We start from the raw sequence: 13258 nt of genomic DNA on the forward strand, positions 1-13258 counted from the left end.
GTCCGGGGCATGGCTCGACCTTATCGATCATGATGGGGACGTGAGCAGGGTTGCGGCGATCGGCGGTGCGGCGGTGGTGACGGCGGGGGCCGTGATCATGCTGGTGGCTCTGGTGGCACCCGCGGGGAGCTGGTGGGACGGGTATGTGAGCGAGGCCGGGACGGCCGGTCAGCCGTACGCGATCCCTTACCGGCTCGGTCTGGTCATGCTCGCGGCCGGCGTCGCGCTGGTCGGGCAGGCGTTGCGCGCGCTCAAGCTGGCCTCGGCGGCGCTGTTCGTCGCGGCCGGGCTGGCCGCGGTGTCGGGGCTGGTGGCGTGCACCGACAGCTGCCCGCTGCCGCCGTACGAGCCGACCACGCTCGCCGACGTCGTTCACGCGGCGGCCAGCGTGCTGGGCATGGTGGTGCTGGCCGGGGCGATGGCCCTGGTGTGGCTGTCCGGCCTGCGCACGGCGGTGACCCGCCTGGCCGGGGTGGCCGTGTTCCTGACCGTTCCGCTCGGCGCCGTGCTCGGATTGCTCATGTTGTTCGTCGGGCGCAGCGGATTCGGCGCGCTGGTCGAGCGCGCGGTTCTGTTCGTTGCTGTCTGCTGGCTGGTCGGGACCGGTCTGCTGCTCGGGGTCAGGCGAGCTGCATACGTTCATTGAGTGCGCGCAGCTCGGCGCCGCCGTTGCTCGTTCGTGAGCGTTCGAGCAACGTCCGCACAGCCTCGAGCACTTCGGCCGACCGGTGCACATGTTGGGGCGCGATCCGTTCGGCGGTCAGGAGCAGCCGGACGGCGTCACGGTCACGATCGCGCAGCTTCGTGAGTGCTCGCGCGGTGTCGGCGTACAGGAAAACTTGCCGGAGGCCGACGGGGAGGACGCCGGGACTGACCCTGCGGGCGATCTCCGTGGCGAGACCGGGGTCGCCGTCCTCCACCTCGATGCTGATCCGCCAGATGTCGACGTTGGTGGGCCCGAAGAACAGGCCCAGCGCGTCGGTCTCCCCCGTGCGCCCGGCCAGCACGGCCGCCTGCGCCGACCAGGCCCGGCTGTCGTCCAGGCGGGAGGTGCACTGGCTGGCCAGCGCGCACATCAGGTGCAACGAGCCCAGCACCTCGGCGCCGCCGGGCCGGGCGACGTGCCGGCTCAGGTCGTCGGCGGCCCGCTCGGCCATGGTCAGCGCCCGCTGGAAGGAACCGGCCGAGACCGCCGCGCCTGCCCGCCCGTAGGCCGCATAGCCCTGCAGCACCGGGTCGCCGGCGCCGTCGGCGGCCTCGCGGGCACGCTCGGCGGCCAGCCACGCGTCGGCCGGCAGGCCCAGATTGCGCAGCACCGACGAGGCCGTGCTCGCGGCGCCGCACAACAACCGCAACGCACGCACAGGTTCCGGCCCGGCCGTCTCGGCGTGCAGATCGCGCAAAAGCGGCGGCAACAGCCGGACCACTGCCGCGTAGTCGCAGGTGTGCAGCAGCGCCTCGGCCAGTTCGGCCGTGCGGGCCAGCTCGTCCAGCGGCGGCGCGACCCGGTCGGCGGACTCGCTCAGATCGATGTCGATCAAGGCTTGCCGGACCGCGTCGACGCCGGCCAGCGCGGCCAGGGTCTGCAGGTCGGCCGCGGGCACGGGCGACCCGGCGAGCTCGGCCGGCGAACACTCGAGGGCCCTGGCGATGGCGGCCAGCGTGAACCGGTTGTCGGCCGCCTGCAGCCCCCGTTCGATCCGGCTCCAGGTGGCGTGGGAGACGCCGGCCCGGCTCGCCGCGAACCGCACGCTCCAGCCCCGCGTCAGGCGGCGCGACCGGATCCGGGCGCCGATCCCGGCATCGGGGGTGGAGCGTGGCGTCATGGCACCGACGGTAGCCCGGCCTGCTCCACGGGTGGTACATGCCTGTACCGGCTGGTCACGTGCCGGTTCTTGCCGGACGACTTCGCCGCGTACATCGCCTCGTCGGCGGTGCGCACGAGCTGCTCGGGGCCGGCCGGGTCGTCGCCGCTCTCCTGGATCGCCACGCCGACGCTGCAGCTGATCGTGACCGGCTGGCCGTCGATGTCGAACGGCGCCCGCAGGCTCGCCACGATCCGGCCGGCGATCACCTCGGCGTCGTCGGCGCTGGTCATGCCCTCGGCCAGGATCGCGAACTCGTCGCCGCCGAGCCGCGCCACGATGTCGCTGGCCCGGGCGCACTGTTCCAGCCGCCGGGCCGCCTCGACGAGCAGCAGGTCGCCGGCGCCGTGGCCGAGCCCGTCGTTGACCGCCTTGAAACCGTCGAGGTCGATGAAGAACACGGCCAAAGCTTCCCCCGTACGGGTCTGGGCCCGCAGACCGTGCGCGAGGCGCTCGTTGAACAGGGCGCGGTTGGCCAGCTCGGTGAGCGTGTCGTGCAGGGCCAGGTGGCGCAGCTGGTCCTCGCTCTCACGCAGCCGGGCCTCGACGGCCTTGCGCTGCTCGATGTCGCGGCTGAGGGCCGCGGTGGCCTGAGCGACCTTCTTGAGGGCGCGGCGCCGCCCGTCGGCCAGCCCGCCGGCCAGGAACGTGACGAACAGGCCGATCGCCAGCGTCGCGCCGGGCAGGCGGCGGTCGGTGTCGCTGAGCAGGCGGTCGGTGGGCTGCACGTAGATCTGCCACTCCCGCCCGCCGACGGTGGTGGTGCGGATCCGGCGCAGGCTGGGGTCGCGCAGCGAGGCCGCAGCCGCGGTGGTCGAGGCGACGGCGGTGGCGGCCGAGCCCTCGAGGTCGCTCAGCGTCACCTTGACGAGCGCTCCGGCGTACGCGCGCAGGGTCTCGTCGACGAAGTCGCTGCCGCGCATCGACAGGACCACCCAGCCGAGGAACTCGGCCGGCTCGGCCGTGCCGGCGGCCCGGTTGACCGGGGCGGCCAGCAGGAACGACCGCTGCTGCTGGCGCGCGGGGAGCTTGCGGTCCTTGAGGAGCACGTACGGGTGACTGGCGGTGATCTCGCCGCTGGCCTGCGCGGCTTGCAGCGCGGCGGTCGGCTCGTCGGCAGCGCTCAGGTCGCGCCCGACGTCCGGGGTGACGGTGTCCAGGGCCCGGCTGAAGATCAGGTAGTAGTGCTGGTCGGCGTCGCCGGCCGTGCGCAGGTTCAGGTTCAGCGCGCCCCGGTCGCGCCAGTACGACTGCAGGGCGGTGGCCTCGCTCGCCCTGGACGACACGACGAAGCTGACCGCGCTCGCGCCGGGCAGGCGCTCCCGGTTGAGCCGGGAGGTCATCACCTCGAAATCCTGCGAGGTGAACGTGTTCTGCGCGGCCGCCGCGGCGCTCATGTCGGCCAGGGTCTCGGTGTAGCGGGCGGCCTCGTTGGCCACCGCGCGCTGGATGGCGTCGGCGTTGTGGTCCATCAGCAGACCCGTGTGCCGCTGCTGCACCTCGCTCACCTCGGCCATCGCAGACCACGAGGCCACCGAGCCGCCGACCACGACGGCCAGGACCAGCGCGTAGCCGATCCAGCGGCGGCGGCCGGGTGCCATCATGCGCGGGATTCCTCAGGGTCTGGGCGGGCGGGCGTCCCCTACTTATCGACCGGCCGGACCGCCTTGTGAGGCTTACCCCCGCGGGCCGGCCAGATGATCGGCCATCCAGTCGGCGATCATCGGGCGGGCCTTGGCGGGCAGGTTCGAGACGCCGTGGTTGCCGGTGGGGAAGTTGACGAACGTGCCCCGCGGGGTCTCGTCGGCCTGGCGCTGGGTCTGCTGCCACGGGATCAGCCGGTCGAGCGTGCCGGTGATGTAGAGCGCGGGCACGGTTATCTGTTTGCAGACTCCGGTCAGGTCGAGCGTCAGGGCCACGCGGCGGCCCTCCTCGTCGTCACGGGCGCCGGATTTGACGGTGAACGTCTGCCGGGTCATCGGGGGCAGGTCGTCCCACATGTCGCCGAACCGGAACGGCCCGCTGATGCCCGCCACCGCGGCCACCCTCGGCTCGTGCGCGACCGCCCGGGGCGCGTAGTAGCCGCCGAGGCTCACGCCGGCCACCCCGATGCGCTCGTGGTCGAGGTCGGCCCGGCCGGCCAGCAGGTCGAGCAGCGGGGTCAGGGCGACCTCGTAGTCGGGGCGGATCGGCAGCGCGAACCCCGTCTCGCCCTGGCCCGGCCCGTCGAGCGAGACCGTGGCCAGCCCGCGGTCGAGGAACGACTGCTCGAAGTAGAAGAACTCCTCCTTGGTCGAGTCGAGACCGGGGATGAGCACCACGTACGGCGGGCGCTCGGCCCCGGGCGGCCGGCGCAGGTTCGCATACGCCGTCTCGCCCGCGACGGGCACCTCGAGCCGCTCGGAGCGCGGGTCCAAGCGGGCCAGCGCGGTGATCGTCTCCCGCACGGACCGGCGGGTGGCCTCGGCGGCCAGGTCGAGGTCGACCGTCCATACGAACTTGCCGAAGTGCCTGTTCACCGAGGCGCGCCGCCAGGCCTGGCCCGCGGTCAGGGTGTGCCCGGCGGCGTCGGCCTCGCGGGCGAACTCGGCCTGCTCGTCGGCGGTCCGGTTCCACTCGGGCAGCCAGTCGTCCCATGTCTCGGTGCGGGCGACCGTGGCCATCAGGTCGTTGTAGTCGACGCCGTTCTGGATCAGGCGTGGGCCCCAGTGGGCGAGGGCGGTTTCGATCGCGGAGTCGGGCACGGGAACCTCCGTCAGACCAGGATGCGGATCGGGGCCTCGAGCAGGCCGAGGAAATGGGCCATCCAGCGGGCGGCGAGCGCCCCGTCGACCGGGCGGTGGTCGACCGAGAGCGTCACCCGCAGGACGGTGGCCACGGCCGGGGCGCCGTCGACGACCACGGCCTCGGGCCGGGCGGCGCCGACGGCCAGGATGGCCGCCTGTGGCGGGTTGATCACCGCGCTGAACTCCTCGGTGCCGTAGACCCCGAGGTTCGTGACGGTGAGGGTGCCGCCCTCGAGCTCGTCCTGCCGCAGCTTGCCCTGCCGGGCCCGGCCCACCAGGCCGGCGCTGACTTCGGCCAGGCCCGAGAGGGTGAGCCGCTGCGCCCCGCGCACCACGGGCGTGACCAGCCCGTGCTCGGTCGCCACGGCCACGGACAGGTCGACGTCGTGATATCGCCGCACCGCCTCCTCGGTCCACACCACGTTCATGTCGGGGATCGCCGCGTGCGCCCGGGCCGCCGCCGCGACGATCAGGTCGTTCACCGAGACCTTGACGCCCGCGGACGCGTTCAGCTCGCCGCGCAGGGCCAGCAGGGCATCGACCCGGGCACTCCCCCGGATCGTGAACACCGGCGTCTCCCGCGCGGCCGCCGACAGCCGGGTCGCGATCGCCCGGCGCATCCGCGTGTGCGGGATCTCGTCATAGCGTGGACGGGCGGCGGCCGCTGGGGCCGGCTCGTCGGAGCGGGCGGCGAGCGCCTGACGGATGTCGTCGCGGACGATGCGGCCGTTCGGGCCCGAGCCGCGCAGGTCTTCGACGCGAAGGTTGTGCTCACGGGCCAGGCGCCGAGCCAAGGGGCTCGCGAAGATCCGGGCGTGCGTGGTCGCCGACGCCGGCTCGGCGTTCTGGGTGACCTCGCGGGCGCCGGCCGGGGTCGGCTCGTCGGCCGTGGCCGGCGGGCCGCCGACGAGCCGGCGCACGAGGGCGTCGACGTCGTCGATGACCTCGCCCGGGGCGGCCAGCACGGCCATCGGGGCGCCGACCGAGACGGCCTTGCCCGGCTCGATCAGGCAGCGGACCAGCACACCGGCGGACTCGGCGGGCACGTCGACCACCGCCTTGTCGGTCTCGACGGTGGCGATCGGGTCGCCCGCGGCGAACGTCGCGTTCTCGGCGACGGGCCACTCGTTGAGCACCGCCTCGATCATGTTGGCGGCGATCTCGGGCATCCTCAGCAGGCTCGCCATCTCACGCCTCCCCGGCCCGGCGCAGCGCCTCGGCCACTTCCTCGCGCCGCGCGTAGGCCGCCCGTTCCAGCACCTTGCTGATGCTGGGCGAGGCCTCCCCGCCGGTGACCCGCATGATCGGCGCGTCGAGCCAGTCGAAGAGCCGTCTCTGGATCTCGTCGGAGAGCCAGCCCCCGTACGACGTGCCGACCGGGCCCTGCTCGACGATCAGCACCCGGTTGGTCTTGCGGACGCTGGCGCCGAGCGTCTCCCAGTCGAGGCTCGCCCGGTCGAGCCAGCGCAGATCGATGACCTCGGCGTCCACCCCGGATTCCGCGACCGCGGCCAGGGCCTCGGCCACCATCGACAGATAGGCCACCACGGTCACGGCCTCTCCGCCGCGCCGCACGGCTGCCCGCCCGACGGGCAGGTGGTAGTCGTAGTCGTCGACCGGGCCGGGACCGGTGCTGTTGTAGAGGTCGACGTGCTCGATCACGACCACGGGATCCTCGCAGCGCAGGGCGGCGTTCATCAGGCCGACGTAGTCGTACGGGGTCGAGGGCGCGACGATCCGCCACCCGGGCGCGGTGGCGAAGACGCCGGCCGGATCCATCGAGTGCTGAGACCCGTACCCGGAGCCGGTCGCGACCTTGCTGCGCAGCACCAGCGGCACCGGCCCGTCGCCGCCGAACATGTGCCGTGCCTTGCCCACCTGGTTGAAGAGCTGGTCGGCGGCGACCCACATGAAGTCGGCATACATGAACTCGACCACCGGACGGAACCGGCCGTCGAGCGCGATGCCGCCGGCCAGGCCGGTGAACGCGTTCTCGCTGATCGGGGTGCCGAGGATGCGGTCGGGGAAGGCGTCCTTCAGGCCCTTGGTGGCGCCGTTGGTGCCGCCGCTGAGCCGGTGCACGTCCTCGCCCATGACGACGATGCGGTCGTCGGCGGTCATCCGGCGGCGCATCACCTCGGCGACCGCGTCGATGAACTTGACCTCGTGCACGGCGACGTCGTCGCCACCGGGCCGGGCGCCGTCGAACTCGCTGAGGTCGCCGCGCACCCCGACGTCGACGAACGCGGGATCGGGCCACTCGGCGGGACGGATCCGCCGCTCCCCCGGCTTGCCGCCCGGTTTCGGCTCGAGCAGCATCTCACCCGCCGCCTCCATGGCCGACTTCGCACCCGCCACCGACGCGTCGCGGGCCGCCTCGGTGAGCAGGCCGCGCCGGATCATGTGCCCGGCGAGCAGCTCGATCGGGTCGCGGGCGCGCCACTGCGCCTCCTCCTGTTTGCTGCGATAGCGGAAGGCGCTGCCGGGGAACGGGCCGTTCTGATGGAAGTAGCGATACGTGTCGGCCTCGACGAGGGTGGGGCCGCGGCCCTCGCGCATGTGGGCCACCGCTTCGCGCATGGCCAGGTGGACGGCCAGGGGATCCATGCCGTCGACACGCCAGCTCGCGATGCCGAAGCCGGGGCCGCGCGCCGAGAGGCGGGGCTCGCCGGTGGCCTCGGCGACGCTGGTGGAGACCGCGTACTGATTGTTCTCGACGAAGAAGCAGACGGGCAGGCGCCAGGCGGCGGCCAGGTTGAACGTCTCGAGGGTGGAGCCGATGTTGGCCGCGCCGTCGCCGAAATACGTGACCGCCACGGCGTCCGTGCCGGCCTGGCGGCCCGCCCACGCGAAGCCGGCCGCGAGCGGGACGCCGCCGCCGACGATCGCGTTGGTGCCCATCGCGCCGGCCTGCTTCCACTGCAGGTGCATCGAGCCGCCGCGGCCGTGGCTGAACCCGCGGGCCAGCCCGCAGATCTCGGCCAGCGTGCGCAGCAGCACCGTGCGGATCTCGTCGGGCAGCTCGGCGGTGAGGTCGAAGCCCTTGGGCGCCACGTGCTGCAGGGCCTTGGCCAGGAACTGGTGGTGGCCGCGGTGGGAGCCGTTGATCTCGTCGCCAGGCGCTAGGGCGAGCACGGACCCGACAGCCCCGCCCTCCTGCCCGATGCTGGAGTGGGCCGGGCCGTGCACGAGACCGGCGGCCGCGAGCTCGAGCACGTATTCCTCGAAGGCGCGCACAAGCACGAGCTGGTGGAACATCGCGGCCAGCAGGGCGGGGTCGGCCTCATCCCAGTCGGCGTCGGTGGTGACCAGCGCCGTCCAGGTGGCTTCGGGCTGCAGCGGGTGGAGTTCCGGCATCAGGGGCCTCCTTCGTCCCGCTCAGGCTGCCACGCATTGGATCCAATTGCCAGCCCCATAATCGGCTTTGCCCGTGAAGCCGCGAAGCGATAGGGTCGATTGGATCCAAGAGGAGGTGCCGTCATGGGAATGCCAGGGCTGCGAAGGCTCGACCACATCGGCTTCACCGTGCCCGACCTTGACGAGGCCCAGCGGTTCCTCGTCGACGTGCTCGGCTGTGAATACCTCTACTCCTTGGGCCCGTTCTCCGACGAGGGCACGTGGATGGCCGACCACCTCAACGTGCACCCGCGAGCGACCGTGCCGGAGAACAGGTTCTTCCGGCTCGGCGAACAGGCGATCTTCGAGGTGTTCCGCTACACGTGCCCCGGCCAGCGCGCCGAGCCGCCACGCAACAGCGACGTCGGCGGGCATCATGTGGCGCTCTACGTCGACGACCTCGACGCCGCCGTGGCCCACCTGCGGGCGCACGAGGTGACGGTGCTGGGCGACCCGACGGCGAGCCGCGGGCCCCACCTGGGTCAGCGCTGGGTCTACTTCCTGGCACCATGGGGCATGCAATTCGAGCTTGTCTCCTACCCGGACGGCCGGGCCTTCTTCCTCGACGAGGCACGCCGGGCCGGTGCGCGATGACCGTCACCACCCAGCGCGTCGCCGAGCAACTGCGCAAGGCCATCCTCGGCGGCCACCTCGCTCCCGGCGAGCGCGTGCGGCAGGAAGAGGTCGCCCAGCAGCTCGGCGCGAGCCGCCTCCCGGTGCGCGAGGCGCTGCAGATGCTCGCCGCCGAGGGCATGGTCGAGCACGAGCCCAACAAGGGCGCCCGCGTGCCGTGGCTGTCCATGCGCGAGGTCGACGTGATGTACAAGATGCGCGAGCAGCTCGAGCCGCTGGCGCTGGCCGAGAGCATGCCCTTCCTGCTGCCGGGCGACCTGCTGCGCCTCGAGGAGATCCAGGACGAGATCGAGGCCGGGGTGAGCGTCGAGCAGTTCCTTGCCCTCGACCGCGAGTTCCACCTCCGCACGTACAGCGCCTGCGGGATCGACCACCTGAACGCGACGGTCACCCGGCTGTGGAACTCGACGCAGTACTACCGGCGCGCGTTCATGCAGATCAGCGGGCCGAGCCGGCGCTGGGTGGTCAACGCCGAGCATCGCCTGCTGATGGACGCGCTCGGCCGGGGCGACGAGATCGACGCCGGCCGGTTCCTGGCCGGGCACATCCGGCGCACCCGCATAGAGCTCAACCGGCATCCCGAGGTCTTCGGGGAGGACTGATGACCCAGTTCCTGGTCAACGGCGTGCCCCGCCAGGTGGCGGCCGATCCCGACACACCCCTGCTCTACGTGTTGCGCAACGAGCTGGGGCTGATGGGCGCCCGGTTCGGGTGCGGGCTCGGCCTCTGCGGGGCCTGCTTCGTGCACGTCGACGGGGTGTCCGTGCCGTCGTGCGACACCCCGGTCTGGTCGCTCGAGGGCAAGTCGGTGGTGACCGTCGAGGGGCTGACGCCACATCCGGTACAGCAGGCGTTTCTCGACGAGCAGGCCGCCCAGTGCGGGTTCTGCGTCACCGGAATCGTGATGACCGCCGCCGCGCTGCTCGAACGAGATCCGCATCCCGACGAGACGGCGGTGGCGACGGCGCTCGACCGGCATCTGTGCCGCTGCGGCGCGCAGCAACGCATGATCCGGGCCGTCGTGCAAGCAGGCCGGCCCCAAGAGGCCTCAGATGGCTGAGCTGCCCAAGAGCCTCGCGGCGAACCCCGTAGTGGGGCGCTGGATCCAGGTCGGCGCCGACGGCACGATCGCGGTGCGGGTCGGCAAGGTCGAGCTCGGCCAGGGCATCGTGACCGCCCTCGCCCAAATCGCCGCCGACGAGCTGGGGGTCGGCATCGCCGCCGTGCGGATGCTCCCGGCCGGTCCCGCCGGCCCCGACGAGGGCCTGACGGCCGGCAGCATGTCGATCATGGATTCGGGCACGGCCGTACGGATAGCCGCCGCCAACGTGCGCGAGTTGTTCGCCGCCGCGGCGGGAAAGGCCGACTTCTCGTACGCCGAGTGGGCCGCCCGGGTCGACCTCGACGTGCCCGCCGACCCCGACGTGCCGCTGCGCCAGACCCACGAGCTCGTCGGGACGGACGTGCCGCGGTTCGACCTGCCCGACAAGGTGTACGGCCGGCCGCGCTACATCCAGGACATGCGCCTGCCGGGCCAGCTGTTCGGGCGCGCGATCAAACCGCCGTCGCCCGGGGCCCGGCTGCTCTCGGTCGAGCCCGCCCTGCCCGGGGGCGTGACCCTCGTACGGGAAGGCTCTTTTCTGGGGGTGATCGGGGCGGACGAGGCGGGGGTGGTGCGGGCCGCGGAGACCGTGCGCCGGGCGGCGCGGTGGGCCGAGCACGACACGCTGCCCGACGAGGACGAGCTCGACAAGTTCCTGCGTGCCGGTCCGCACGAGACGATCATGGTGGCCGACGACGGGGAGGAGCCGCCCGGCGGGAGCACCGTGCGGGCGACCTACAGCCGGCCGTTCGTCGCGCACGCCTCCATGGCGCCGAGCTGCGGCGTGGCCGTGTGGCGGGCGGACGACCAGGTCGACGTGTGGTCGCACAGCCAGGGCGTCTTCCTGCTCGGGCGGGCCATCGCGGGGGCGCTCCGGCTCGACCCGGCCGGGGTGCGGGTCGAGCACGCCGAGAACGCGGGCTGTTACGGGCACAACGCGGCCGACGACGCGGCGTTCGATGCGGTGCTGCTGGCGCGGGCGGTGCCGGGCACACCCGTACAGGTGCTGTGGAGCCGGCAGGACGAGCTGGCCTGGGCGCCGTTCGGGTCGGCGATGACGGCCGACGTCTCCGCCACGCTGACCGCCGAGGGCCGGCTGTCGTCGTGGCAGTACGACGTCTACAGCCAGGGGCACACCGCGCGGCCGGGTTATGCGGGGGTGCCGGGGCTGTTCTCGGCGACTTTGCTCGATCCCCCGGCCGACTATCCCGCCGCGGTCGACCCGCCGGCGGCGGCCGGGGCCGGCAGCACCCGCAACGCGCTGCCCGGCTACGACCTGCCCCGGCGGCGGATCACCGGGCACCGGCTGATCGAGTCGCCGATCCGCAGCTCGGCGATGCGGGCGCTGGGTGCGTTCCTCAACGTGTTCGCGATCGAGTCGTTCATGGACGAGGCCGCGCTGGCGGCCGGGCTCGACCCGCTGGAGTTCCGCCTCGCACATCTCGGCGACCCGCGCGGGCGGCGAGTGCTCGAGACCGCCGCCGAGGCCGCGGACTGGGGACGGCCCCGGCCCGAGGGTGTGGGGCTCGGCCTGGGTTACGCGCGATACAAAGGGCGAGGCGCCTATTGCGCGGTGGTGGCCGAGGTCGAGGCCGAGAACGAGGTGCGGCTGCGGCGGCTGCACATCGCCGTCGACGTGGGGCAGGTGGTCAACCCGGACGGCGTACGGAATCAGCTGGAGGGCGGGGCGACGCAGGCGGCAAGCTGGACGCTGGTCGAGCGCGTGCGGTTCGACCGGCGCCACGTCACGAGCGACACCTGGGAGTCGTATCCGATCCTGCGGTTCTCGCAGACGCCGGCCGTCGACGTCACCGTGATCGACAGCCGCGAGAAGTCGGTCGGCGCCGGGGAGGCGGCCCAGGGCCCGACACCGGCCGCCATAGGCAATGCCGTGGCCGCGGCTATCGGCGTACGGGTGCGGGATCTGCCTTTGACGACCGAGGCGATCGTGGCGGCCATCGAGCGGGGCTGACGGGCACGGGAGGCGGCGCTGGGCCCGGTGCCGGGGGTGCACCGGGCCCAGCGGGACGGGGGGTCTACCAGTTGGTGGCGATGTATTTGGATTCGAGGTAGTCGAGCATGCCCTCGTGACCGCCCTCGCGGCCGATGCCGCTCTGCTTGACGCCGCCGAAAGGGGCCGCCGGGTCGCTGACCAGGCCGCGGTTCAGGCCGACCATGCCGGCCTCCAGGGCCTCACTGACCCGCAGCCCGCGGGCCAGGTCGCCGGTGTATACGTAGGCGACCAGGCCGTATTCGGTGTCGTTGGCCAGGCCGACGGCCTCGGATTCGGAGTCGAAGGTGACGATCGGGGCGACCGGGCCGAAGATCTCCTCGCGCAGGATGGCCGAGCCCGGCGACACGGCGGTCAGCACGGTGGGCGGGTAGTAGAAGCCGGGGCCGGCGGGCCGGGTGCCGCCGGTGGTGGCGGTCGCGCCGTCGTCGAGCGCCTGCCGCACGAGTGAGTCGACCTTGGCCACGGTGTCCTCGTTGACCAGCGGGCCGACCTGGGTCGACTCGTCGGCGCCGGGCCCGAGGCGCAGGCCCGCCATGCGTGCGGTCAGGCGGGCGGCGAAGTCGCCGGCGATCGGGGCCTCGACGTAGAAGCGGTTCGCGGCGGTGCAGGCCTCACCCCCGTTGCGCATCTTGGCGATCATGGCGCCGTCGACGGCCGCGTCCAGGTCGGCGTCGGCGAAGACCAGGAACGGCGCGTTGCCGCCAAGCTCCATCGAGGTGTTGACGACGTTGTCGGCGGCCTGGGCGAGCAGGATGCGGCCGACCTCGGTGGAACCGGTGAAGGAGACCTTGCGTACGCGGGAATCGTGCAACATCGCGGAGACGACCTGGCCCGAGCTGCGCGACGGCAGGACGTTGACGACACCGTCGGGTACGCCCGCCTCGGCCAGGAGCACGGCCAGGGCCAGCGCGGTGAGCGGGGTGTCGCTGGCCGGCTTGAGGACGACCGTGCACCCGGCCGCGAGCGCCGGACCGATCTTGCGGGTGGCCATGGCGGCCGGGAAGTTCCACGGGGTGACCAGCACGCAGACGCCGACGGGCTGCCGGACGACCACGATGCGGTTCGCGCCGGACGGGGCCGTCGTGATCGAGCCCGCGGCGCGCACGGCCTCCTCGGCGTACCAGCGGAAGAACTCGGCCGCGTATGCCACCTCGCCGCGCGCGTCGACCAGGGCCTTGCCGTTCTCGAGGCTGATCAGCTTGGCCAGCTCCTCGGCCCGCTCGACCATGAGCGTGTAGGCCGAGCGCAGAATCTCGGATCGCGCCCGCGGCGGCTTGGCTGCCCAATCCCGCGCGGCGCCCGCCGCGGCGTCGACGGCCGCAAGAGCGTGGGCGACCGTGCCGTCCGCGACCGACGCGATCACGTCGCCGGTCGCCGGGTCCAGCACGTCGAAACGGGACTCGGCCGGCACCCACTTGCCGCCGATGAAGAGATCGGTCTCCACTCGTTGCTCCTTGCGATT

The 13258-nt window shown here is 72.8% G+C and carries 11 protein-coding genes; 5 read left to right on the plus strand and 6 right to left on the minus strand.

What is annotated here, in order from left to right:
- Positions 1–40 precede the first annotated feature (40 nt).
- Positions 41–646: a DUF998 domain-containing protein gene (locus JKJ07_RS43080; RefSeq protein ID WP_202997811.1), complete on the plus strand. Its 606-nt coding sequence runs from the start codon at positions 41–43 to the stop codon at positions 644–646.
- Here the strand turns inward: JKJ07_RS43080 and JKJ07_RS43085 are convergent.
- The 5 genes from JKJ07_RS43085 to JKJ07_RS43105 all read right to left on the minus strand — a co-directional run bounded on the left by JKJ07_RS43085 (position 621) and on the right by JKJ07_RS43105 (position 8008).
- Positions 621–1826, minus strand: a complete 1206-nt coding sequence (locus JKJ07_RS43085) for a helix-turn-helix domain-containing protein (RefSeq protein WP_202997812.1) — start codon at positions 1824–1826, stop codon at positions 621–623. The genes JKJ07_RS43080 and JKJ07_RS43085 overlap by 26 nt on opposite strands.
- Positions 1823–3469, minus strand: coding sequence for a diguanylate cyclase domain-containing protein (locus JKJ07_RS43090; RefSeq protein ID WP_202997813.1), 1647 nt, complete (start codon positions 3467–3469; stop codon positions 1823–1825). Before JKJ07_RS43090 ends, JKJ07_RS43085 begins: the two co-directional genes overlap by 4 nt.
- Positions 3470–3541: 72 nt before the next feature.
- Positions 3542–4609 carry an alpha/beta hydrolase family protein gene (locus tag JKJ07_RS43095; RefSeq protein ID WP_202997814.1) on the minus strand — a complete coding sequence of 356 codons (1068 nt, stop codon included), beginning with the start codon at positions 4607–4609 and terminating at the stop codon, positions 3542–3544.
- Positions 4610–4620: 11 nt separating this feature from the next.
- Positions 4621–5838 carry a dihydrolipoamide acetyltransferase family protein gene (locus JKJ07_RS43100; RefSeq protein ID WP_236030921.1) on the minus strand — a complete coding sequence of 406 codons (1218 nt, stop codon included), beginning with the start codon at positions 5836–5838 and terminating at the stop codon, positions 4621–4623.
- A gap of 1 nt (position 5839) precedes the next feature.
- The gene (locus JKJ07_RS43105; RefSeq protein WP_202997815.1) at positions 5840–8008 is read right to left on the minus strand and encodes an alpha-ketoacid dehydrogenase subunit alpha/beta; all 2169 of its coding nucleotides are present in this window, start codon (positions 8006–8008) and stop codon (positions 5840–5842) included.
- Positions 8009–8131: 123 nt separating this feature from the next.
- Here JKJ07_RS43105 and JKJ07_RS43110 point away from each other — a divergent pair, with 123 nt between their 5' ends.
- Genes JKJ07_RS43110 through JKJ07_RS43125 form a run of 4 tightly spaced genes read left to right on the plus strand, consistent with a single transcriptional unit; the run spans position 8132 to position 11754 of the window.
- On the plus strand, positions 8132–8641 hold the full coding sequence (locus JKJ07_RS43110) for a VOC family protein (RefSeq protein WP_202997816.1): 510 nt from the start codon (positions 8132–8134) through the stop codon (positions 8639–8641).
- Entirely contained in the window at positions 8638–9282 is a 645-nt protein-coding gene (locus tag JKJ07_RS43115; protein WP_202997817.1) for a GntR family transcriptional regulator, read from the plus strand. The genes JKJ07_RS43110 and JKJ07_RS43115 overlap by 4 nt, the downstream gene beginning before the upstream one ends.
- The gene (locus tag JKJ07_RS43120; protein ID WP_202997818.1) at positions 9282–9740 is read left to right on the plus strand and encodes a (2Fe-2S)-binding protein; all 459 of its coding nucleotides are present in this window, start codon (positions 9282–9284) and stop codon (positions 9738–9740) included. Before JKJ07_RS43115 ends, JKJ07_RS43120 begins: the two co-directional genes overlap by 1 nt.
- Positions 9733–11754 (plus strand): xanthine dehydrogenase family protein molybdopterin-binding subunit, encoded by a 2022-nt coding sequence (locus JKJ07_RS43125; RefSeq protein WP_202997819.1) that lies wholly within the window; start codon positions 9733–9735, stop codon positions 11752–11754. The genes JKJ07_RS43120 and JKJ07_RS43125 overlap by 8 nt, the downstream gene beginning before the upstream one ends.
- Positions 11755–11818: 64 nt before the next feature.
- Here JKJ07_RS43125 and JKJ07_RS43130 read toward each other — a convergent pair whose 3' ends face one another.
- On the minus strand, positions 11819–13240 hold the full coding sequence (locus tag JKJ07_RS43130) for an NAD-dependent succinate-semialdehyde dehydrogenase (RefSeq protein WP_307834724.1): 1422 nt from the start codon (positions 13238–13240) through the stop codon (positions 11819–11821).
- Positions 13241–13258: the final 18 nt, after the last annotated feature.

The organism is Paractinoplanes lichenicola, assembly GCF_016785085.1.
Lineage (GTDB): Bacteria > Actinomycetota > Actinomycetes > Mycobacteriales > Micromonosporaceae > Actinoplanes > Actinoplanes lichenicola.

Coding starts and splice junctions, on each gene's coding strand:
- JKJ07_RS43115 (WP_202997817.1), top strand. CDS start 8,638: ATGACCGTCACCACCCAGCGCGTCGCCGAGCAACTGCGCAAGGCCATC.
- JKJ07_RS43090 (WP_202997813.1), bottom strand. CDS start 3,469: ATGATGGCACCCGGCCGCCGCCGCTGGATCGGCTACGCGCTGGTCCTG.
- JKJ07_RS43125 (WP_202997819.1), top strand. CDS start 9,733: ATGGCTGAGCTGCCCAAGAGCCTCGCGGCGAACCCCGTAGTGGGGCGC.
- JKJ07_RS43110 (WP_202997816.1), top strand. CDS start 8,132: ATGGGAATGCCAGGGCTGCGAAGGCTCGACCACATCGGCTTCACCGTG.
- JKJ07_RS43085 (WP_202997812.1), bottom strand. CDS start 1,826: ATGACGCCACGCTCCACCCCCGATGCCGGGATCGGCGCCCGGATCCGG.
- JKJ07_RS43105 (WP_202997815.1), bottom strand. CDS start 8,008: ATGCCGGAACTCCACCCGCTGCAGCCCGAAGCCACCTGGACGGCGCTG.
- JKJ07_RS43100 (WP_236030921.1), bottom strand. CDS start 5,838: ATGGCGAGCCTGCTGAGGATGCCCGAGATCGCCGCCAACATGATCGAG.
- JKJ07_RS43120 (WP_202997818.1), top strand. CDS start 9,282: ATGACCCAGTTCCTGGTCAACGGCGTGCCCCGCCAGGTGGCGGCCGAT.